21 protein-coding genes are annotated in these 19,651 nt (G+C 65.0%); 10 read left to right on the top strand and 11 right to left on the bottom strand.

What is annotated here, in order from left to right:
• Window positions 1-3: 3 nt before the first annotated feature.
• A complete protein-coding gene (locus XH91_RS08250; protein WP_128950122.1) occupies window positions 4-321 on the bottom strand; it encodes a polyhydroxyalkanoic acid system family protein in 318 nt (105 codons plus the stop codon).
• Between the two features lie 182 nt (window positions 322-503).
• Here XH91_RS08250 and XH91_RS08245 point away from each other — a divergent pair, with 182 nt between their 5' ends.
• Window positions 504-668, top strand: a complete 165-nt coding sequence (locus XH91_RS08245) for a DUF3309 family protein (RefSeq protein WP_018318514.1) — start codon at window positions 504-506, stop codon at window positions 666-668.
• A gap of 145 nt (window positions 669-813) precedes the next feature.
• Here the strand turns inward: XH91_RS08245 and ligD are convergent, their stop codons facing one another.
• Complete coding sequence (gene ligD, locus XH91_RS08240; protein WP_128950121.1) at window positions 814-3,465, bottom strand: DNA ligase D; 2,652 nt, start codon at window positions 3,463-3,465, stop codon at window positions 814-816.
• A gap of 118 nt (window positions 3,466-3,583) precedes the next feature.
• Between ligD and ku the strand changes: the two genes are divergently transcribed.
• On the top strand, window positions 3,584-4,468 hold the full coding sequence (gene ku / locus XH91_RS08235; RefSeq protein WP_128950120.1) for a non-homologous end joining protein Ku: 885 nt from the start codon (window positions 3,584-3,586) through the stop codon (window positions 4,466-4,468).
• A gap of 130 nt (window positions 4,469-4,598) precedes the next feature.
• On the opposite strand, the gene XH91_RS08230 is transcribed toward ku, so the two are convergent.
• From XH91_RS08230 to XH91_RS08200, 8 genes are all read right to left on the bottom strand, one after another.
• Window positions 4,599-5,288, bottom strand: a complete 690-nt coding sequence (locus XH91_RS08230; RefSeq protein ID WP_128950119.1) for a response regulator — start codon at window positions 5,286-5,288, stop codon at window positions 4,599-4,601.
• Entirely contained in the window at window positions 5,285-8,008 is a 2,724-nt protein-coding gene (locus tag XH91_RS08225; protein WP_128950118.1) for a sensor histidine kinase, read from the bottom strand. The genes XH91_RS08230 and XH91_RS08225 overlap by 4 nt, the downstream gene beginning before the upstream one ends.
• Window positions 8,009-8,047: 39 nt before the next feature.
• The gene (locus XH91_RS08220; RefSeq protein ID WP_128950117.1) at window positions 8,048-8,653 is read right to left on the bottom strand and encodes a K(+)-transporting ATPase subunit C; all 606 of its coding nucleotides are present in this window, start codon (window positions 8,651-8,653) and stop codon (window positions 8,048-8,050) included.
• A gap of 111 nt (window positions 8,654-8,764) precedes the next feature.
• Entirely contained in the window at window positions 8,765-10,879 is a 2,115-nt protein-coding gene (kdpB, locus tag XH91_RS08215; RefSeq protein WP_128950116.1) for a potassium-transporting ATPase subunit KdpB, read from the bottom strand.
• Window positions 10,880-10,896: 17 nt separating this feature from the next.
• Window positions 10,897-12,600, bottom strand: coding sequence for a potassium-transporting ATPase subunit KdpA (gene kdpA, locus XH91_RS08210; protein ID WP_128950115.1), 1,704 nt, complete (start codon window positions 12,598-12,600; stop codon window positions 10,897-10,899).
• The gene (locus XH91_RS39870) at window positions 12,597-12,725 is read right to left on the bottom strand and encodes a hypothetical protein (RefSeq protein ID WP_283809998.1); all 129 of its coding nucleotides are present in this window, start codon (window positions 12,723-12,725) and stop codon (window positions 12,597-12,599) included. The genes kdpA and XH91_RS39870 overlap by 4 nt, the downstream gene beginning before the upstream one ends.
• A 3-nt stretch (window positions 12,726-12,728) precedes the next feature.
• The gene (locus XH91_RS08205) at window positions 12,729-12,818 is read right to left on the bottom strand and encodes a K(+)-transporting ATPase subunit F (RefSeq protein ID WP_035698142.1); all 90 of its coding nucleotides are present in this window, start codon (window positions 12,816-12,818) and stop codon (window positions 12,729-12,731) included.
• Window positions 12,819-12,829: 11 nt separating this feature from the next.
• A complete protein-coding gene (locus XH91_RS08200; RefSeq protein ID WP_128950114.1) occupies window positions 12,830-13,048 on the bottom strand; it encodes a hypothetical protein in 219 nt (72 codons plus the stop codon).
• A 378-nt stretch (window positions 13,049-13,426) separates the two neighbouring features.
• On the opposite strand from XH91_RS08200, the gene XH91_RS08195 reads away from it, so the two are divergent.
• The 8 genes from XH91_RS08195 to XH91_RS08165 all read left to right on the top strand — a co-directional run bounded on the left by XH91_RS08195 (window position 13,427) and on the right by XH91_RS08165 (window position 18,465).
• A complete protein-coding gene (locus tag XH91_RS08195) occupies window positions 13,427-13,894 on the top strand; it encodes a hypothetical protein (protein ID WP_128950113.1) in 468 nt (155 codons plus the stop codon).
• A gap of 151 nt (window positions 13,895-14,045) precedes the next feature.
• Window positions 14,046-14,294, top strand: a complete 249-nt coding sequence (locus tag XH91_RS08190) for a hypothetical protein (protein WP_164934209.1) — start codon at window positions 14,046-14,048, stop codon at window positions 14,292-14,294.
• 25 nt (window positions 14,295-14,319) lie between these two features.
• Complete coding sequence (gene dapA / locus XH91_RS08185) at window positions 14,320-15,237, top strand: 4-hydroxy-tetrahydrodipicolinate synthase (protein WP_128950111.1); 918 nt, start codon at window positions 14,320-14,322, stop codon at window positions 15,235-15,237.
• Window positions 15,238-15,364: 127 nt separating this feature from the next.
• On the top strand, window positions 15,365-15,556 hold the full coding sequence (locus XH91_RS08180) for a hypothetical protein (protein WP_128950110.1): 192 nt from the start codon (window positions 15,365-15,367) through the stop codon (window positions 15,554-15,556).
• A 48-nt stretch (window positions 15,557-15,604) separates the two neighbouring features.
• Window positions 15,605-15,946 carry a hypothetical protein gene (locus tag XH91_RS08175; RefSeq protein ID WP_245477288.1) on the top strand — a complete coding sequence of 114 codons (342 nt, stop codon included), beginning with the start codon at window positions 15,605-15,607 and terminating at the stop codon, window positions 15,944-15,946.
• Window positions 15,933-16,058: a hypothetical protein gene (locus tag XH91_RS39865; RefSeq protein WP_283809997.1), complete on the top strand. Its 126-nt coding sequence runs from the start codon at window positions 15,933-15,935 to the stop codon at window positions 16,056-16,058. Before XH91_RS08175 ends, XH91_RS39865 begins: the two co-directional genes overlap by 14 nt.
• Window positions 16,059-16,227: 169 nt before the next feature.
• Window positions 16,228-16,863, top strand: coding sequence for a uracil phosphoribosyltransferase (gene upp, locus XH91_RS08170; protein WP_128950108.1), 636 nt, complete (start codon window positions 16,228-16,230; stop codon window positions 16,861-16,863).
• Between the two features lie 33 nt (window positions 16,864-16,896).
• Window positions 16,897-18,465, top strand: coding sequence for an AMP-binding protein (locus XH91_RS08165; RefSeq protein ID WP_128954768.1), 1,569 nt, complete (start codon window positions 16,897-16,899; stop codon window positions 18,463-18,465).
• Between the two features lie 11 nt (window positions 18,466-18,476).
• On the opposite strand, the gene XH91_RS08160 is transcribed toward XH91_RS08165, so the two are convergent.
• Window positions 18,477-19,643 carry an acyl-CoA dehydrogenase family protein gene (locus XH91_RS08160; RefSeq protein ID WP_128950107.1) on the bottom strand — a complete coding sequence of 389 codons (1,167 nt, stop codon included), beginning with the start codon at window positions 19,641-19,643 and terminating at the stop codon, window positions 18,477-18,479.
• Between the last annotated feature and the right edge of the window lie 8 nt (window positions 19,644-19,651).

Here is a 19,651-nt window from a genome sequence, read left to right as displayed (position 1 = left end):
CGCTCACTTGCCTTCATCCTTTGTCAGCAGCAATTGTCCGCGCTTGCGGATGGTCGCCTGCGCCATCTCGGCAAAGCGCTGCAGCAGCCACGGCAGCACCACCTGAACCTTGACGTGGTCGTCGGCGACGTCGACCTGTCCGCTCGCGATCTGCCCCAGCGCGCGAATGCGGAAGGCCATGCTGTCGCCGCTCCAGCGCTCCTCCTCGACCTGCATGACGGGAATGCTGGCGGCGGCGCGGCCGAGCCCGGTCTTGAGCCGGCGCACGGCCTCCTCGCGCCCGAGGCGATGCGGAATGGAGACGACAAGCGGTGCTGACATGGCCCTGCCCTGCGGTGACTGATCCTCACATAGTCATGCCCGATGGGAGCGCAAAGGTTCCATGCAAGTTGAAGCTGTCGCCCTGTTTCAAATCCGGAACTTTAAAACCCGCGGCAAGTTGCCCCCCGCACAACGGGACAGGTTGCAACGACCCTTTCATCAAAGGGCTGGAGGAGATTCGCATGTCTATCGGTACGATCATTCTGATCATCCTGGTTATCGCGCTGCTCGGCGGCTTCAGCGGCATCGGCGGCGGCCCGTTCTACGGCACCGGCTATTACGGCGGCGGCGGCCTCGGGCTCGTCATCGTCATTCTGCTGATCCTGCTGCTGATGGGCCGGATCTAGCGCAACTTTGTAGGGTGGGTTAGCCCCGCGGATTGCGCGAAGCGCAAACCGCGCGGCGTAACCCACCTCTTTGATCTCCGCGGATACAGAAGCGGTGGGTTACGCCAAGCAGATGCGCGTTGCGCATCCGCTTGCCTAACCCACCCTACTTCTTCGTCGCCAATGTCTTGATGGCCGCCTTGATCGACGTGGCCGCATCGTCATAGCCATCCCAGGCCTTCGATCGCGCCAGCAGGCCGGGCACAGTCCGCACCGTATATTTTTTCGGATCGAGATCGCCCTTCACCTGCGCCCAGGTGACCGGCATCGACACGGTCGCGCCATCACGCGCACGGGGTGACAGCGGCGCCACCGCGGTCGACAGACGATCGTTGCGCAGATAGTCCAGAAAGATTTTCCCGTTGCGCAGCTTCTTGGACATGTTGAGCAGGTAGCGCTCGGGATCCTCATCGGCCATCCACTGGCAGACGCCTTGCGCGAAGGCTTTGGCCTCTTTCCAACTCACCTTGTCGCGCGCGCCGTGAAGCAGCGGCACCACCACGTGGAGGCCCTTGCCGCCGGTGGTCTTGCAGAAGCTCTCCATGCCGACATCGGCGAGCCGCTGCCGCATCTCTTTCGCCGCTTCGACGACAGCGGCGAACTTCACATCCGGCGCCGGATCGAGATCGAACACCAGACGGCCCGGAGTATCGTAGGCGTCGGGCGCGCAATTCCAGGGATGCAGCTCGACGCCGCCGATCTGTGCGACCGCCGCGAGGCCTTCGACGCGATCGATCTGCAAATACGGCTTGCGATCGCCGGAGACCTTTGCGAGCTCGAGCAGGTTCGACGTGCCCTGCATCGCATGGCGCTGGAAGAACTTCTCGCCGGCGATGCCGTCGGGTGCGCGAAGGATCGAGCAGGGACGGCCCTTAAGATGTTCGATCATCCAGGCGCCGACGGCCTCGAAATAGCGCGCGAGATCGAGCTTCGTCACGCCCTCACCATCGCCGCCGTCAGGCCACAGCTCCTTCTCGGGCTTCGAGATGACGACACCCATGACCTCGGCAGTGCCCTTCGCTTTCGCCGGTTGCGCCGGCGCGCGCCTCCTGGTGGAAGGCTGCGCGAGCTTGGTATCCACGGGCGTTTCCGCCTCGACCTCCTCGGCCGGCTTGTCCTGCCGCAGTCCCTTGAACGCAGCCTGGCGGATGTTGCCATCGGCTGTAAATCCGGCGAACTCGATCTCGGCGACGAGCTCGGGCTTCAGCCAGTGCACGTCGCGGGTCTTCTTCGGTGCATTCTTGCCGCCGAAAGGACTTTCCTTGGCTTCCATGGCCTTCAGCGACGGCATGATGCGTTTGACCTTGTCGGCACCAAATCCGGTCCCGACGATTCCGACGAAGGCGAGATGATCGTCCCGATGCACACCCGCCATCAGGGAGCGGAATTTTCCATTGGTGGTCTTGTAGCCGCCGATGACGACCTCGTGGCCGGCGCGGCATTTCGCCTTGGTCCAGCTCTCGGTGCGGCCCGAACGGTAGGGCGCGTCCAGCTTCTTCGACACCACGCCTTCGAGCTCGAGCTTGCAGGCCGATTGCAGCACCGCCTCGCCGCCGCTCTCGAAATGCTCGACATAGCGGATCTGGCTCGTCTTCTTCCTGCGCGCCTCCAGCAATTTCTTGAGGCGTTGCTTGCGCTCGCCGAGCGGCAGACGGCGATAGTCGAGGCCTTCGGCGAACAGCAGGTCGAAGGCGTAGAAGATCAGCTCTTCGGTCTTGCCGTCCGACAGAGCGGCCTGCAGCGAGGAAAAGTCCGGCGCGCCGTTGTGGTCGAGCGCGACGATCTCGCCGTCGATCAACGCGTCCGGCAATTCACCTGCCTGCTTTGCGATCGATCCGAACTTGTCGGTCCAGTCGAGACCCTTGCGCGTCTTCAGCGTCGCCTCGCCGTCCTCGACGCGCAGCTGGACCCGGTAGCCGTCGAACTTGATCTCGTGGCACCAGCCATCCGACGCGGGCGGCCGCTCCACCGGGGTGCAGAGCTGCGGCTCCACGAAATCAGGCATCTCCGAGACGGTCTTGGCCGTCGTCGCGGTCATCGCCTTCTTCTTCGACGTTTTGCCGGCCTTCAGCGCCGTGCGAGGCGCCGGCTTGACCGTGCGCCCCTTGGTCTCCTCGGCACGGTTGGATTGCCAGACCGCATCGGCCTTGCCCTTACCTTTTGCCAGCATGAACGGTCTTGGCGCGCGCCCCTTGCCGCCTGCGATCTGTTCCATCGCGCGGCCCGAGGCCACGGACTTGTCCTCCGCCAAAATATCCTCGTCCTCGCTGGCATAGTCGTCGCGATGCTTGATCAGCAGCCAGTTGGTGCGCTTCTCGCCGCCGCGGTTACGCATGCGCACCAGCACCCAGCTGCCATGCAACTTGTCACCATGCAGGGTGAATTTGAGGTCGCCCTTTTTGAAGCCGGCTTCGGGATCATCGGACTCCCAGGTGCCGCGGTCCCACAACATCACCGTGCCGCCGCCATATTGTCCCTCGGGGATCGTTCCTTCGAAATCGCCATAGTCGAGCGGATGGTCCTCGACCTCCACCGCCAGCCGCTTGTCATGCGGATTGAGCGAGGGTCCTTTGGTCACCGCCCAGGACTTGAACACGCCGTCGAATTCGAGGCGGAGATCGTAATGCAGACGGGTCGCATCATGCTTCTGGATCACGAAGCGGCGCTGCTTCGATGGCGCCACCGCGGTCTTGCCCGACGGTTCAGGCGTCTTTTCGAAGTCACGCTTCTTTCGATAGGTGGAGAGTTTTTGCAGCACGACCGGTCCCACATCCTCTAATCGCGTTGAAGCCTATCACGGCGAAAGTCCCACCCGGAACCAAAACCCGATGGAGTGGTTGGGGTTCCAAAACGCCTTGAAATCACTGGAGAATGGAATGGCCCCGCGCGCCTATTGGAAGGGAACGTTGAAACTGTCGCTGGTCAGTTGTCCGGTCGTGCTTTACCCGGCGACCACGGCGGCCGAGAAGACGCGATTTCACATGATCAACCGCGAGACCGGCAACCGGCTCAAGCAGCAGATGGTGGATGCCGAAACCGGCGACGTCGTCGAGAGCGACCAGAAAGGCCGCGGCTATGAGCTGCGCAAGGGCAAATATGTCGAGATCGAGCCGGAGGAGCTCGAGGCCGTCCAGATCGAGAGCAACCACACCATCGACATCGAAAGCTTCGTGCCGAGCGCGGAGATCGACCAGCGCTATCTCAACCACCCCTATTACATCGCGCCCGAAGGCAAGGCCGCGATCGACGCCTTTGCCGTGATCCGCGACGCCATGAAGGACCAAGACCGCGTCGCGCTCGCCAAGATCGTGCTCACCAACCGCGAGCACATCATCGCGATCGAGCCGCTCGGCAAGGGCTTGCTCGGCACCACGCTGCGCTTCGCCTACGAGCTGCGCGACGAAGACGAATTCTTCGACGACATCAAGAGCCCGAAGATCACGAAAGACATGGTCGAGCTCGCCGGCCACATCCTGCATACCAAGGCAGCGCATTTCGATCCGAGCAAATTCAAGGACGAGTACGAGACCGCCCTGAAGGCGCTGGTGAAGCGCAAGGCGAGCGGCAAGAAGATCGAGCTGCCGGAGCCGCAGGAACGGCCGAGCAACGTTGTCAGCCTGATGGATGCGCTGAAGCAGAGTTTGAAGGGGCGCGGCGGGAAGAAGACGGCGGCCAAGTCGCATGCGCGGCGGGCGACCGGGCGGCAGCGGACCGCGAAGAAGGCACATCGGTCGACGGCACGGGAGAGGAAGGCGGGATAATTTTACACCGGCGTCATTGCGAGGAGCCCTTGCGACGAAGCAATCCAGACTGCCTCCGCGGAGGGACTCTGGATTGCTTCGCTGCGCTCGCAATGACGGTGTGGAGGCAGGATCGCGTCCCACGGGACCGTCAATCCCCCGCCTTCAGCCGGTACCCGATCCCCGTCTCGGTCAGCACATATTGCGGGCGCTCCGGATCGGCTTCGATCTTCTGGCGGAGCTGGCGGACATAGACGCGCAGATATTGTGCGTCGGTCAGCTCGTCCCAGAGCTCCTTGAGCAGGAATCTGTGGGTCAGCACCTTGCCGGCGTGCTGGACCAGCACGCGCAGGAGATCATATTCCTTCGGCGACAGCTTGATCTCGCGCTCGCCGAGCTTGACGATGCGGCGCACCAGATCGACCGAGAGATCGCCGGTACGGAACACCGGACGCTCGCCCTGCACCTGCAACTGGTGCCGCAGCGCGGCGCGCAGGCGCGCCAGCAGCTCGTCCATGCCGAACGGCTTGGTCAGATAATCATCGGCGCCGAGATCGAGCGCCTGCACTTTGCCGGCCTCGTCGCCGCGGCTCGACAGCACCACGATCGGCACGGCTTCATTGCGGGCGCGAATGGTGCGCAAGAGCTCATGGCCCTGGATATCGGGCAGGCCGAGATCGAGAATGATCAGCGCCGGCCCTTCGCCGAGCTTCTCCAGCGCGACCTTGCCGTTCGACGCTTCCAGGATCTCGTAGCCTTGTGTCGATAACCCCATCCGCAGCAATTTGCGGATCGGCGGCTCGTCGTCGATCACCAGGACCTTGATCGGGGCGGCACTCATGCGGCGGTATCCAATGCTTTGGTCTGTGCCGGAACCGGCAGACGGATGGTCAAAACGGCGCCGCGCCGGTCACTGCGGTTGGCGGCCGTGATCGTGCCGCGCATCGCCTCGACGAAGCCGCGGGAGATGGCGAGCCCGAGCCCGGTGCCGGGGCGGACATGATCGCCCTTCTGCACGCGATAGAACTTGTCGAACACGCTCTCGAGCTCGTCGGGCGGAATGCCGTCCCCCTCGTCAGCGACTTCGAGCACCACATGGTCACGCTCGCGCCGGCTCCTGATCGCGATCGTGGTCTCGGGCGATGAATATTTCGCGGCGTTGTCGAGCAGGTTGAACAGCACCTGCTCGAACAGAACGGCGTCGAGCTCGAGCATCGGCAGGTCGGCCGATAGCACCAGCTCGACCTTGTGCGAGGTGAGGATTTTCGAGGCGCGCCGCAGCGCGCTGCCGACGATCTCGCCGAGGTCGTGCAGCGCCGTGTTGGGCACGATCGCGCCGGATTCCAGCTTGGTCATGTCGAGCAGGTTGGCAATGAAGCGGTTGAGCCGCTCGGACTCGTCGATCACGGTCGCGAGCAGATCGCGCTTCTCGGTGTCGGACAGCGCGCCGGCGAGATCGCGTATGGTCGAGGCGGCGCCGAGCACGGAGGCGAGCGGCGTCTTCAGATCGTGCGAGATCGAGGTCAACAGCGCCGAGCGCAAGCGCTCGGACTCGACCGTGCGCTTGACGCGGTCCATGTCCTCGACCAGCAGAACACGCTCGATCGCGAGCGCGCCCTGATCGACCAGCGCATCCAGCAGCCGGCGCTGGTCCGGCGTCAGCAGCGGGCCGGTGCGGTCATTGTCGATGCCGATCACGCCGATCGGCCCGCGCCCGGTGCGCATCGGCAGGAACAACCGCTTGGCGCCCGGCAGCGTATCCGAACCCCGGCCCGCAGAGCGGTCGTTGCTCCAGGCCCAGTTGGCGGCGGCGAGGTCGGCCTGGTCGAGCTGGTCCTCCGGCGGATAGCCCGACTTCACCGTCAAAAGCCCGTCCTCCGGCAGCAGCAGCACCACGCGGACCTTCAGCATCAGCGCGATCTGATAGGCCGAGGCCCACAGCACGTCGTCGAGCGTGGCGGTGCCGGCCAGCTTGCGGCTGAACGCATAGAGCTGCTCGGTCGTCCTGATGCGGCTGATCGCGGTATCGGCCTGCGTGCGCACGCGCGCGGCGACGTTCGAGACCAGGATCGCGATCAGCATGAAGAAGAAAAACGCGGCGACGTTGGTCGGATCGGTGATGGTGAAGGTGTAGACCGGCGGCAGGAAGAAAAAATTATAGGCGAGCGAGGCCGCGATGCTGGCAAGCAGCGACGGCCACAGGCCGTAGCGCACCGCGACCGCGACCACCGCGGTGAGCAGCACGAGGTCCACGTTCTCGATGCCGAATCGCGGCTGCAGCAGCTCTGCGGCGCCGAGTCCGACCAGCACGACGCCGAGCGATTTCAGATAGGGCAGCGGATCGAACGGCTCGGACCGCGCTGCGGTCTGCACCGCCGTCTTCGGCACCGGCTCGTCGGGCAGCTCGTCGCCGGGAATGACGTGAACGCTGATATTGCCGGCGCGCCGCACCAGGTCATGCACGACCGAGCCTCGCGTCATCTCGAACCAGCGCGAGCGGGTCGACTTGCCGATCACGATCTGGGTGACGTTGTTGCCTTGCGCGAAGTTGATGACGTCGTCGGCGATACGCCGGCCGACGGCCGGAATGGTCAGCGCCTCGCCGCCGAGCGATTCGGCAAGCCGCAGCGTGTCGGCCAGCCGGTCGCGCTCCTGGTCCGAAAGCTGGAGCGAGCGCCGCGTCTCGATCGAGATCGCGGTGAACGGCGCATGGAGCCGGTCGGCGAGCCGCTTGGTGTAGCGCACCAGGCTGGCCGCGCGCGGATCCTCGCTGACGCAAACCAGGATGCGCTCGCCCGCGGCCCAGGGCCCGGCGATGGCGTTCGCCTGCATGTGATTGAGCAGTTGCTCGTCGACCCGCTCGGCCGTGCGCCGCAGCGCCAGTTCGCGCAGCGCGGTGAGATTGCCGGGCGAGAAGTAATGCTCCAGCGCCCGTTCGGCCTGCTTGGGGACGTAGACCTTGCCTTCGCGCAGGCGCTGGATCAGGTCGTCGGGCGTGAGGTCGATCAGCTCGATCGCATCGGCGCGATCGAAGATCGAATCCGGCACGGTCTCGCGCACCCGGACATGGGTGATCTGGGCGACGACGTCGTTGAGGCTCTCGATGTGCTGGATGTTGACGGCGGTATAGACGTCGATGCCGTGGGACAGCAGCTCCTCGACGTCGAGATAGCGCTTCGGATGGCGGCTGCCGGCGGCGTTGGTGTGGGCGAGCTCGTCGACCAGCGCGATCTTCGGCCGCCGCGCGATCACGGCGTCGAGGTCCATCTCCTCGACGACCTGCCCGCGGTAATCGAGCAGCTTGCGCGGGACGACCTCCAGTCCCCGCACCAGCGCCTCGGTCTCGGCGCGGCCATGGGTTTCGACGAAACCGACCACGACATCGATACCGGCCTTGCGCCTGGCATGGGCGCTCTGCAGCATCTCGTAGGTCTTGCCGACGCCGGGGGCGGCGCCGACGAAGATCTTGAGCTTGCCGCTGGCGCTTTCTTCCCGGCGCGCGGCTTCCAGCAGCGCCTCGGGCGATGGACGTTGTTCGGGATCGCGGCGTTGCTGAACCATCAGGCCAATATAATCATCCTGATATTCCCGGCCTAGACGCTACTTCGCGGACGCACGATCCAACGCGAGATTCAGCGCCAGAACGTTAACCCTGGGTTCGCCGAGCAGGCCGAGCAGGCGGCCCTCGGTGTTGGCGGCGACGAGCGCCTTCAGTGCATCCTCCGGCATATTCCGCACCTTGGCGACGCGCGGCACCTGGAATTGCGCGGCCTCAGGCGAAATGTCGGGGTCGAGACCGCTCGCCGAGGTCGTGACCAGATCGACCGGAACGGGGGCCTTCGGGTTCTCGCTCCTGAGCTTGTCCACATCCTCCTTCAGCCGGTCGGCCAGCGCCTTGCTGGTCGGGCCGAGATTGGAGCCGCCGGAATTGGCGGCGTTGTAGGGCGCGGACACCGTCTTGGTCGAATCGTTCGGATCCGGCGCCAGCGTCGCCGAGGGGCGGCCGTGGAAATATTTGTCGTCCTTGAACTCCTGCCCGATCAGGGCGGAGCCGACCACCTTGCCGTCCTTCTCGATCAGGCTGCCTTGCGCCTTGGCGGGGAAGATCGCGCCGGCGATGCCGGTCATGGCGAGCGGATAGGCCAGGCCCGTGATGGCGGTGAGCACCAGCAACAGGACGATGGCAGGGCGGATTTCTCTGAGCATGTGTTTTCTCCAATTTCTCTCGTCATTGCGAGGAGCGAAGCGACGAAGCAATCCAGGCTGTCAACCGCGGAGACATTTCTGGATTGCTTCGCTTCGCTCGCAATGACGAACTCAAGCCAGGTGCAAGGCGACGACGACGAGGTCGATCGCCTTGATGCCGATGAAGGGAATGACGATGCCGCCGAGGCCGTAGATCAAGAGGTTACGCCGAAGCAGCGCGCCGGCGCCGACGGCGCGATAGGCAACGCCTTTCAGCGCCAGCGGGATCAGGCCGATGATGACGAGCGCATTGAAGATGATCGCCGACAGGATCGCGCTCTGCGGGCTCGACAGGTTCATGACGTTCAGCACGTTGAGCTGCGGGTAGAACGCCAGGAACATCGCCGGGATGATCGCAAAATATTTCGCGACGTCATTGGCGATCGAGAAGGTCGTCAGCGCGCCGCGCGTCATCAAGAGCTGCTTGCCGATCTCGACCACCTCGATCAGCTTGGTCGGGTTGGAATCGAGGTCGACCATGTTGCCGGCTTCGCGGGCGGCCTGGGTGCCGGTGTTCATGGCGACACCGACATCGGCCTGCGCCAGCGCCGGCGCGTCGTTGGTGCCGTCGCCGCACATGGCGACCAGCTTGCCCTTGGCCTGCTCGTCGCGGATCAGCTTGAGCTTGTCCTCGGGCGTCGCCTGCGCCAGGAAGTCGTCGACACCGGCCTCCGCCGCGATCGCGGCTGCGGTCATCGGGTTGTCGCCGGTGATCATGACGGTGCGGATGCCCATGCGGCGCAGCTCGGCAAAGCGCTCGCGGATGCCGCCCTTGACGATGTCCTTGAGCTGGATGACGCCGAGCAACCGACCGTCCTTGGCGACCGCGAGCGGCGTGCCGCCCGCCTTGGAGATATCGTCCGCGATGGTCTGGACTTCGCGGCCGGTGTCGGAGAGCGCGGCCGGCTGAATGGCGCGGGCCGTATTGCCGGAGGCGACGGCCAGCGACGCACCACCGCCCACGTAGTTCAGCATGGCATCGACGGCGCCCTTGCGCACCGACGAGCCGCCGGCATCGACGCCGCTCATGCGGGTCTGCGCCGTGAACGGGATGAAGGTGGCGCCGAGCTCGGCCATGTCGCGGCCGCGGATGCCGTATTTTTCCTTCGCCAGCACGACGATGGAGCGGCCTTCGGGGGTCTCGTCGGCGAGCGAGGCGAGTTGGGCGGCGTCCGCCAGCTCCTGCTCGGTGACGCCGCGAACGGGGCGGAACGCCGTCGCCTGGCGGTTGCCCAGCGTAATGGTGCCGGTCTTGTCGAGCAGCAGCGTGTCGACGTCACCGGCCGCCTCGACCGCGCGACCCGACATCGCCAGCACGTTGAAGCGGACCAGGCGGTCCATGCCGGCGATGCCGATGGCCGACAGCAGCGCACCGATCGTGGTCGGAATCAGCGTCACGAACAGCGCGACCAGCACGATCACCGAGATCGAGCCGCCGGCATAGGCGGCGTAGCTCGGAATGGTGACGGTGGCGAACACGAAGATGATGGTGAGGCCGGCGAGCAGGATGTTGAGCGCGATCTCGTTCGGCGTCTTGGCGCGCTCGGCGCCTTCGACCAGCTTGATCATGCGGTCGATGAAGGTCGAGCCCTGCGCGGCCGTGATGCGGACGCGGATCCAGTCGGACAGCACCTGCGTGCCGCCGGTGACCGCCGAGCGGTCGCCGCCGGACTCGCGGATCACGGGAGCGGATTCGCCGGTGATGGCGGCCTCGTTGACGGAGGCAACGCCCTCGATCACCTCGCCGTCGGACGGGATGGTATCGCCGGCCTCGACCAGCACGATGTCACCGACCTTGAGGCTCGTGCCCGGCACAAGCTTGAAGTCGTGGCCTGCCCCATTCAGGAGCTTGGCTTGGCTTTCGGTGCGGGTCTTGCGCAGCGAATCCGCCTGGGCCTTGCCGCGCCCCTCCGCGACAGCTTCTGCGAAGTTGGCGAACAGCACCGTGAACCAGAGCCAGAGGATGATCTGGAAGGTGAAGCCGAGATTCGCACCTGACGTGACAAGGTCGCGCAGGAAGATCACCGTGGTGAGCGCGGCGACGATCTCGACCACGAACATCACGGGATTCTTGACCATCAGTCGTGGATCGAGCTTGGTGAACGACGCGCGGATCGCGGGCAGGACGATCTTGGGGTCGAGCATCGCCGAGACCGATGCGCGTTTTTGCAGTTTCATGGCGTCCATGGAGGTCACTCCAGAAATTAGAAGAGGTTGCCGGCGTTCATCGCGAGATGCTCGACGATCGGGCCGAGCGCGAGGGCCGGGAAGAAGGTCAGGCCGCCCATGATCAGGATCACGCCGACGACGAGGCCGACGAACAGCCCGCCCGTGGTCGGGAACGTGCCCGCCGAAGGCGGGATCGACTTCTTGGCGGCGAGCGAGCCTGCGATCGCCATCGCCGGAACGATCATGAAGAAGCGGCCGACGAACATCGCGGAGGCGAGCGTGAGGTTGTAGAAGAAGGTATTGCCGCTCAGGCCCGCAAAGGCCGAGCCGTTGTTGCCGGTCCCCGACGTATAGGCGTAGAGCACCTCGGTGAAGCCGTGCGGGCCGGCATTCGCCATGGAGGCGACCGCCGCCGGATAGACCACGCCAACGGCGGTCCAGCCCAGGATCATCAGCGGCAGCACCAGGATCGCGAGCATCGCCATCTTGACCTCGCGCGCCTCGATCTTCTTGCCGACATATTCTGGGGTGCGGCCGACCATCAGGCCGGCGACGAAGATCGCCAGAATGACAAACAGCAGCATGCCGTACATACCGGCGCCGACACCGCCGACGATGATTTCGCCGAGCTCGATGTTGATCAGCGGGATCATGCCACCGAGCGCGGTAAAACTGTCGTGCATGGCATTGACCGCTCCGCAGGAGGCGGCCGTCGTGATCACGGCGAACAACGAGGACGCGACGATGCCGAAGCGGACCTCCTTGCCTTCCATGTTGCCGCCGGTCAGACCCAGCGCCTGCAGCATCGAGGTGCCGCTGGCTTCCGCCCAGTAGGTGACGGCCACGCCGGCGACGAACAGCAAGCCCATCACGGCGAGGATCGCCCAGCCCTGGCGCTGGTTGCCGACCATGCGGCCGAACACGTTGGTCAGCGCGGCACCCAACGCGAAGATCGACAGCATCTGCACGAAGTTCGACAGCGCGGTCGGGTTCTCGAACGGATGCGCGGCATTGGCGTTGAAGAAGCCGCCGCCGTTTGTGCCCAGCATCTTGATCGCGACCTGAGAGGCCACCGGCCCGACCGCGATGGTCTGCTTGGCGCCCTCGAGCGTCGTCGCATCGACATAGTCGCCGAGCGTCTGCGGCATGCCCTGCCAGACCAGGAACAGCGTGTAGACAATGCAGATCGGCAGCAGCACATAGAGTGTGCAGCGCGTGACGTCGACCCAAAAATTTCCAACGGTGCGCATCGAGGCGCGCGAGAAGCCGCGGATCAAGGCGACCGCTAGCGCAATGCCCGTTGCCGCCGACAGGAAGTTCTGATGCGTCAGGCCAAGCATCTGCACGAGATAGGAGATCGTGCTCTCGCCGCCGTAGTTCTGCCAGTTGGTGTTGGTGATGAAGGAGATCGCGGTGTTGAAGGACAGATCTTCGGCGACCGCTGTTTGACCTGCCGGATTGAAAGGCAGCACGGCCTGGAGCCGCATCACACCGTAGATGATGAGGAAGCCGCCGACATGGAACAGCAGCATGGCGACCGTGTAGGTCAGCCAGTGCTGCTCGCGCTTCTCGTCGACGCCCGAGATCCAGTAGATGCCGGCCTCGATCGGACGCAGTACCGGCGAGAGGAATGTCTTCTCGCCATTGAACACGCGCGTCATGTACCAGCCGAGCGGCTTTGTCAGCGCGACGATGATGGCGCAGAAAAGAATGATCTGGAGCCAACCGATCACAGTCATGGAATCAACCCTTCAGGCTTGGTGCAATCCTTCGGACTTTTTGCCCGCAACAGCGGCAGGAACACCACAAGCAGGCAGCCGACCAGCGCGGCGTCCGCCAGCAGCAATTCGACAAGCAGCAGCACGGCTCAGAACCGTTCCGGCCGCAGCAGCGCATAAGTGAGGTAGATCAGGAGGCCGAACGAGACGGCACCGGCGAGCGCATAATCGAAGATCATGATCCGCTCCGTCACAGCCGTTCGCAGGCGTAGGTGTAGCCGATCGCAAGGGCAAAGAAGCCGAAGCCCAGCGCCAGCATGAGAATGTCCATCATGGGATGCTCCTCGTTGCGCGCAATCGTGGCGCAACTCTTCCGCAGGTTTGGTCGGGCGATTTGCGCTAGATCAAAAGCAGTTGAATTCGCGCGCCGCCGGGACTTTTGACCGTGCTGAAGTGCCACCACGGGCATAGGTTTTCGAGACGAGGGCTATGGCGAAGTTATAGGAATCTCATAAAGGCGGCGGCGAACGCGGTTGGGCGCGGCTCGTGAGGCAACCTCCGCTGTCGTCCCGGGCAAGCGCTGGCCCGGGACCCATAGCCACAGGGAGAAGTTTGGCGATGACTCGCGGTTACCGATTTGGCTCCGCGACATCTCCCTGTGGTTATGGATCCCCGCGTTCGCGGGGATGACAGCGGCGTTCGCCGGCAGGGCCGCGTCCCTCACGCACTGCGCCCGTCTTTATGAGATTCCTATATCTCCCGCCCCCGTCCCATCTCGTTTTCCAATGCGCATCCCGCCATCCTGAAGAGGCCGGCCGACTGACCGACGCCACTTCCAGGAGGCTGCATGACCGTCGCTTTCCGTCATTACGACCCGCCTTCCCTCGGCGACCGCCTGCGCAACACGCAAGGCATGACGCGGTCGTTGATGCTCGAGATCATCGACAAGGCCTGCCGCCGCCTTCCTTCGCTCGGACTGTCCGAGCGCACCGCTCGAATCATGCGCCTGATCGACGCCGAGGCGTGGACCGATGCCGCCCTGGCATTGATGGAGCTGGAGCTGCCGCTATGGCACGTCCGCCGCATCGCCTATGACGAAGGCGAATGGCACTGTGCGCTGTCGCGTGAACGCGAGCTGCCCGATTGGCTCGATGCGGCGGTCGAGGGATGTCACGGCGACCTCGCGATCGCGCTGATGTCGGCTTTTGTCGAGGTGCAGATACTCGCCGTGGAAGCGCCGCGGCCAAGCGTGCCCAACGTGCGTCCTGCCCCCGATCCGCTCTTCGAGCCGGCATCTTGCGAGAATTTCAACTGACCGAGCGCCAGGCCTCCGTGCGAAGGCCTATGGCGTTCCTATGAGATCGCCGCGCGCTCTCTCTCGAAATCCTATCCACTGAGACAGATATTGATCGGGTGACCAGCGGGACGAGATTCCGCTGCGCCCGTCAATCGGAAGGAATACCTCCGTGAAATTCGTCGAACCTCCTTCGTGCAGCTCGCTCTCCAGCATTGTCTTCATCGGCAAGAACCGTCGCGGCCAATGGATCGCGCAAGAGCAGAACGGCCTCTATGGCGGCCTCTTCGTCAGCCGCGCAGAGGCCATCAAATACGCCCTGTTCGAGAACGGGCAGCACCCCGAGACCATCGTCGAGCTGCCGCGCGAGATCGAGCTCGAGATGGGCAAAAACCCCGGTGCCTCGCAGCGCGCCGCCTGAGCAGGCGCCTTCAGGCAGGACGATCATGTTCATCCCTCCCTCAGCCCGGTTCACAGGCTTCATCCCGGATCTGCCGACACCGTTCGATGCATCGGATGGAATCGATCTGAAGGCGCTCGCCGCGCAGTGCGAGCGCCAGATCGCAGCCGGTGTTCCAGCAATCGTGGTCTGCGAAACGGCGGGCGAAGCGCCGACGCTCTCGCCGGCCGAGCAGGAGCTCGTCATTCGCGCCGCGGTCGACGTCGCCCGCGGTCGCGTGCGCGTCATCGCGGGCGCGATGTCGAATGCGACCACCAGCGCCGTCGAACTCGCGCGTCGTGCGGAGGCCGCCGGTGCCGACGCCATCATGTCGGTCGTGCCCGCCTACAGCAAGCCGATGCAGGAAGGCATGCTCGCGCATTTTCGCACGATTGCCGCCTCGACAGGCCTGCCCGTGATCCTGCACGACACTCCCTCCCGCACGCTGCGCCCGCTCGCCGACGAGACGCTGCTGCGGCTGGTCGAATCCCGCCAGTTCGTGGGCTTGCGCGACGGCAGCGGCGATGTCACCCGGCCGATGCGCCTCGCCCGTTTGCTGCCGGCGGGCTTTCGGCTGCTGTCCGGCGACGACGCCACCGCCTTCGGCCATATCGCAGCAGGCGGCGACGGCGCGATCTCGGACGTTTGCAACGTTGCGCCGGATCTCTGCCGCACGATCTTCTCGCAAATCAGGCAGGGCCGTTTGCAAACGGCGCGCTACCTGTACAAGCGCCTCGTTCCGCTGATCGCGTGCCTCAGCAAGGAGAGCCCGGCGGCGCTCAAATACGCGCTGAGCACGCTGGGCCTGATGTCGCCGGCAACCAGGCTGCCGATCGTGCCGCTGGATGACGCAGCTCAGGCCGAGGTCATCAGAGCCTTCGTCGCGATCGCCGATGAAGAGCTGATCGACGGCATCGGCGCTTGAGAGGTGCGTTTATGCCGCTCCTATATGACTGCACCGCCGCCCGCCTCGCATTCCTATGCTGCAATGCGCATCATGAGAGACGGGTTGGGGCGACGGTCGCGTCGCTCCACGGACAAGGACTTCCGACATGTCGATGCTGACTCAGGGCTTTGAACGACCCTCTGGCTGGGCCGGGCGCCCGGCACTGATCTCCAGGGAACGCAAGACCCAGCTCAAGCGCGCCGCACTGCGCGCGCTGGCCGTGCTCATGATGGGCGGCGTCCTCGCTGCACTCATCGCGCTGAAAACCGCCGTCTATGTCTGGCACCTCCACGCCTGACCGGCGATGGAGACCATTGATGACCTGCAGATGTGTGAGGAGGCCGCCATGGCCGCGATTGCTCTTCAAGCTGCTCATCGCCAGCCGCAGCAGGTGTCGGCGGCAGAGCTCAGGCCGTTGGACCCCGACATCGTCAGCGCCGCCATTCCGGCCTTCTTCATCGGCCGCAACGCCATCGGCCTCTGGGTCGCGCGAGAGGCGCGCGGACGCATCGGCGGACTGTTCCTGTTCAAGAGCTCCGCGGTCGATTTCGCCCGCCGTCAGAGCGCGCCCGCGCGATGCGCACTGGTGTTTCCCGTCGAGACCTTCGAGCTCGACATCGACAATCGCGGCAATCCGCTGATTGTGCTGGCGGCGCGGTTGCTGGGCCGTTCGCATGCCGCTCTCTAGGGGACCTCTCGAGCACGCGGCCACGACCATCCTGACCATGGTGCTGAGCCTGGTCTGGGGCGCGGTCCTGACGGTCGTGATCACGCTCGCCGCGCGCGGCCTCGGCGTCTAGCTCCGCCGACGTCTCCGCGCCATGATCGAGCGCGACTTGACCATGGCTGCCCATCAGGCAAGCAACGGGCCATACGATGGCCGCAGCGTCCGCCAGGCCGTTTCGCCCCTTGCGGAAAACGCCCCGGCCGATCTGGCGCCGCTTCGCGGAACCGTGTTAGATCGGTCGCATGAGCACATCAAGCGTCAACGTCGTCGCCCACCCCCTGGTCCAGCACAAGCTTTCCCTGATGCGGGAGAAGGACCGCTCGACCAAGAGCTTTCGCGAGATCCTGAACGAGATCGGGATGCTGCTCGGCTACGAAGTGACGCGCGACCTGCCGCTGGAGCTGGTCGACATCGAGACGCCGATCGCCCCGATGCAGGCGCCGAAAATCGCCGGCAAGAAGCTCACGCTGGCGCCGATCCTGCGCGCCGGCGTCGGCTTTCTCGACGGCATGCTGGCGCTGATGCCGTCGGCACGCATCGCCCATATCGGGCTCTACCGCGACCCTGAAACCTTGCAGGCCGTGGAATATTACTTCAAGGCGCCGCAGGACCTGTCGGACCGTACCGTGATCCTGATGGACCCGATGCTGGCGACCGGCAACTCGGCCTGCGCCGGCGCTTCCCTGCTCAAGGATCGCGGCGCCCGCGACATCCGCTTCGTGTGCCTGCTGGCGGCCCCCGAGGGCATCGCGCAGTTCGAGAGCGAGCATCCCGACGTGCCGATCTGGACCGCCGCGATCGACGAGCGGCTCAACGACCACGGCTACATCGTGCCCGGTCTCGGCGATGCCGGCGACCGGATGTTCGGCACCAAGTAGACAGGTTTGCGCGATCGGGTTACTCCGGTTGCCATGCATGCCGACGATGCTTCACTGCAATCGCTGATCGGATCGGAGACATCAGCCGATCCCGCCTTCGTGTTTGACGGCACGCCCGTCTCGCGCGGGGAATTCTTGGCGAAGGTCGAACAGACCACGGCCTGGCTTGCCGCGCAGGGTATCGGCAAGGGCGACGTCGTGGCGGTCTGGCTGGTCAATCGCGTCGAATGGATCGCGCTGCTGTTTGCGGCGGCCCGGCTCGGTGCGATCGTCGCCGCCGTCAATACGCGCTATCGCAGCGCGGAGATCTCGCATCTCCTCAGGCTATCAGGTGCAAAACTCCTGGTGGTCGAGGCGGCGTTCCGCGCGATCGATTTCGCCGCCATTCTCGCCGATATCGCTGGGGACGATGTCCCCGCGCTGCAGGAGCTCGCGGTGGTCGGCGCGGGTGCGATCCCCGCACAATGGCCCTGCGTGCGCTTCGATGCGTTCGCCAAGAATTATCCTCCGACTCCAACGCAGGACGACGTCGATCTGCCCGTGCTGCTCTACACCACATCGGGCACGACCAAAGGGCCAAAGCTGGTCGCGCATTCGCAGCGGACGCTTGCGACCCACGCCAGCTCCGTCGCCCAGGCGCTCCAGCTTTCTCCGCAGCGTCATGCGCTGCTGGCGATGCTGCCGTTCTGCGGCACCTTCGGCATGACGAGCCTGCTCGGCTTCATCGCGGCCGGCGCCACCGTCCACGTGCTCGACGCCTTCGAGGCGGCGCCGGCGCTGAAGATCCTTGGCGAGCACAACATCACCCACACCTTCGGCTCCGACGAGATGTTCCGCCGCATCCTCGCGCTGACCGACGCGCCGTTCCCGCATCTGGAAGTCTGCGGCTTCGCGGCGTTCCAGCCCGGCTGGCGCGAGCTGGCCGCGGAAGCCGAGGCACGCGGCCTGCCGCTGTTCGGCCTGTACGGATCGAGCGAGGTGCAGGCGCTGTTCTCGATCGGCCGCGCCAGCGACGTCTTCGCCGACCGCATCGAGGGCGGCGGCTGGCCGATGTCACCAGACGCGAAAGTCCGCGTGCGCGACACCGAGACCGGCGAGCTTGCAGCTCCCGGCGTGTCCGGCGAGATCGAGATCAGCGCGCCGTCGCGCTTCCTCGGCTATTTCAACAATCCGCAGGCGACGCGCGATGCGTTCACCGCGGACGGCTTCTTCCGCACCGGCGACATCGGTCGCCTGCGCGGCGGCGCCTTCGTCTACGAGACCCGCGCAGGCGATGCCATGCGGCTCGGCGGCTTCCTGGTCGCGCCCGGCGAGATCGAGGACGAGCTCAAGTCCTGCGCCGGCGTTGCCGATGCGCAGGTCGTCGCGATCGATCTCAAGGGCCAGGCGCGATGCGTCGCTTTCGTCATTCCTGCCGGCATTTTGCCGGAGCAGGAAGAACTGACGGCGCACCTGCGCGAGCGGCTTGCCGGCTACAAGGTTCCGGCGCGGATCTACGTCGTGGACGCCTTCCCGGTCACCGACAGCGCCAATGGGGTCAAGATCCAGCGCGCAAAACTCCGCGCGATCGCGATGGAGCGGATCGCGGCCGAACCGAGCTAGCGCCTGGCGCCTTAGTACGATTTGGCGAGCCCCAGCACCTTTTCCGCGATGAAGCTCAGCGCGAGCTGCGGGCTGACCGGCGCGATACGCGGGATCAGGACTTCCCGCAAATAACGCTCGACGTGAAACTCCTTGGCATAGCCGAAGCCGCCATGGGTCATCACCGCCTGCTCGCAGGCATGGTATCCGGCTTCGCCTGCGAAATATTTTGCCGCGTTGGCGCCAGCGCCGCAGGGCAAGCCCTTGTCGTATTGCCAGGCCGCCTGCATCACCATCAGCCAGGCCGCCTCGAGCTCGATCCAGTTCACCGCGAGCGGATGCTGGATGCCTTGATTCTTGCCGATCGGGCGATTGAACACGACACGCGTCTTGGCGTATTCGGTCGCGCGCGACAGCGCGAGCTTGCCGAGGCCGACGGCTTCCGCCGCGATCAGGATGCGTTCGGGGTTCATGCCTTCGAGGATGTACTGAAACCCCTTGCCCTCCTCGCCGATACGGTCCTGCATCGGGATCTCGAAATCCTCGAAGAACAGCTCGTTGGAATCGACGATCTTGCGGCCCATCTTCTCGATCTCATGGACCTTGATCTTGTTGCGATCGAAATCGGTGTAGAACAGGCTGAGGCCGTGGGTGGGCGAGCGCACCTCCTCCAGCGGCGTGGTGCGCGCCAGCAGCAAGATCTTGTGCGCGACCTGCGCGGTCGAGATCCACACCTTCTGGCCGTTGACGATGTAGCGGTCGTTCTTGGCGACGGCCCGGGTCTTGAGCTGGGTGGTATTGAGCCCGGTGTTGGGCTCGGTGACGGCGAAGCACGCCTTCTCGCGGCCCTCGACCATCGGCGGCAGCATGCGCTTGCGCTGCTCCTCGGTGCCGAACACGACGACGGGATTGAGGCCGAACACGTTGATATGCACTGCGGAGGCGCCGGACATGCCGGCACCCGACTCGGCAATCGTGCGCATCATGATCGCAGCTTCGGTGATGCCGAGGCCCGAGCCGCCATATTCTTCAGGCACGCAGATGCCGAGCCAGCCGGCGTCGGCCAGCGCCTTGTGGAAGTCGTGCGGGAAGCCGCCGTCGTGGTCCTTCTTCAGCCAATAGGCGTCGGGAAAGCCTTCGCAGATCTTGGCGATGGCGTCGCGAATGGCTTCCTGCTGATCGGTGAGCGCGAAATCCATGGCCTTGA

It is taken from the genome of Bradyrhizobium guangzhouense, from assembly GCF_004114955.1.
Taxonomy (GTDB): domain Bacteria; phylum Pseudomonadota; class Alphaproteobacteria; order Rhizobiales; family Xanthobacteraceae; genus Bradyrhizobium; species Bradyrhizobium guangzhouense.
The sequence above is the reverse complement of the archived record's forward strand: the minus strand, read 5'-3'. Positions and strand labels throughout refer to the sequence as shown.

What these genes read in the sequence shown, in the direction of transcription:
- XH91_RS08250 (WP_128950122.1), bottom strand. Translation starts at nt 321, where the DNA reads ATGTCAGCACCGCTTGTCGTCTCCATTCCGCATCGCCTCGGGCGCGAG.
- XH91_RS08245 (WP_018318514.1), top strand. Translation starts at nt 504, where the DNA reads ATGTCTATCGGTACGATCATTCTGATCATCCTGGTTATCGCGCTGCTC.
- ku (WP_128950120.1), top strand. Translation starts at nt 3,584, where the DNA reads ATGGCCCCGCGCGCCTATTGGAAGGGAACGTTGAAACTGTCGCTGGTC.
- XH91_RS08230 (WP_128950119.1), bottom strand. Translation starts at nt 5,288, where the DNA reads ATGAGTGCCGCCCCGATCAAGGTCCTGGTGATCGACGACGAGCCGCCG.
- XH91_RS08225 (WP_128950118.1), bottom strand. Translation starts at nt 8,008, where the DNA reads ATGGTTCAGCAACGCCGCGATCCCGAACAACGTCCATCGCCCGAGGCG.
- XH91_RS08220 (WP_128950117.1), bottom strand. Translation starts at nt 8,653, where the DNA reads ATGCTCAGAGAAATCCGCCCTGCCATCGTCCTGTTGCTGGTGCTCACC.
- kdpB (WP_128950116.1), bottom strand. Translation starts at nt 10,879, where the DNA reads ATGGACGCCATGAAACTGCAAAAACGCGCATCGGTCTCGGCGATGCTC.
- kdpA (WP_128950115.1), bottom strand. Translation starts at nt 12,600, where the DNA reads ATGACTGTGATCGGTTGGCTCCAGATCATTCTTTTCTGCGCCATCATC.
- XH91_RS08205 (WP_035698142.1), bottom strand. Translation starts at nt 12,818, where the DNA reads ATGATCTTCGATTATGCGCTCGCCGGTGCCGTCTCGTTCGGCCTCCTG.
- XH91_RS08200 (WP_128950114.1), bottom strand. Translation starts at nt 13,048, where the DNA reads ATGCCCGTGGTGGCACTTCAGCACGGTCAAAAGTCCCGGCGGCGCGCG.
- XH91_RS08195 (WP_128950113.1), top strand. Translation starts at nt 13,427, where the DNA reads ATGACCGTCGCTTTCCGTCATTACGACCCGCCTTCCCTCGGCGACCGC.
- dapA (WP_128950111.1), top strand. Translation starts at nt 14,320, where the DNA reads ATGTTCATCCCTCCCTCAGCCCGGTTCACAGGCTTCATCCCGGATCTG.
- XH91_RS08180 (WP_128950110.1), top strand. Translation starts at nt 15,365, where the DNA reads ATGTCGATGCTGACTCAGGGCTTTGAACGACCCTCTGGCTGGGCCGGG.
- XH91_RS08175 (WP_245477288.1), top strand. Translation starts at nt 15,605, where the DNA reads ATGGCCGCGATTGCTCTTCAAGCTGCTCATCGCCAGCCGCAGCAGGTG.
- XH91_RS39865 (WP_283809997.1), top strand. Translation starts at nt 15,933, where the DNA reads ATGCCGCTCTCTAGGGGACCTCTCGAGCACGCGGCCACGACCATCCTG.
- upp (WP_128950108.1), top strand. Translation starts at nt 16,228, where the DNA reads ATGAGCACATCAAGCGTCAACGTCGTCGCCCACCCCCTGGTCCAGCAC.
- XH91_RS08165 (WP_128954768.1), top strand. Translation starts at nt 16,897, where the DNA reads ATGCATGCCGACGATGCTTCACTGCAATCGCTGATCGGATCGGAGACA.
- XH91_RS08160 (WP_128950107.1), bottom strand. Translation starts at nt 19,643, where the DNA reads ATGGATTTCGCGCTCACCGATCAGCAGGAAGCCATTCGCGACGCCATC.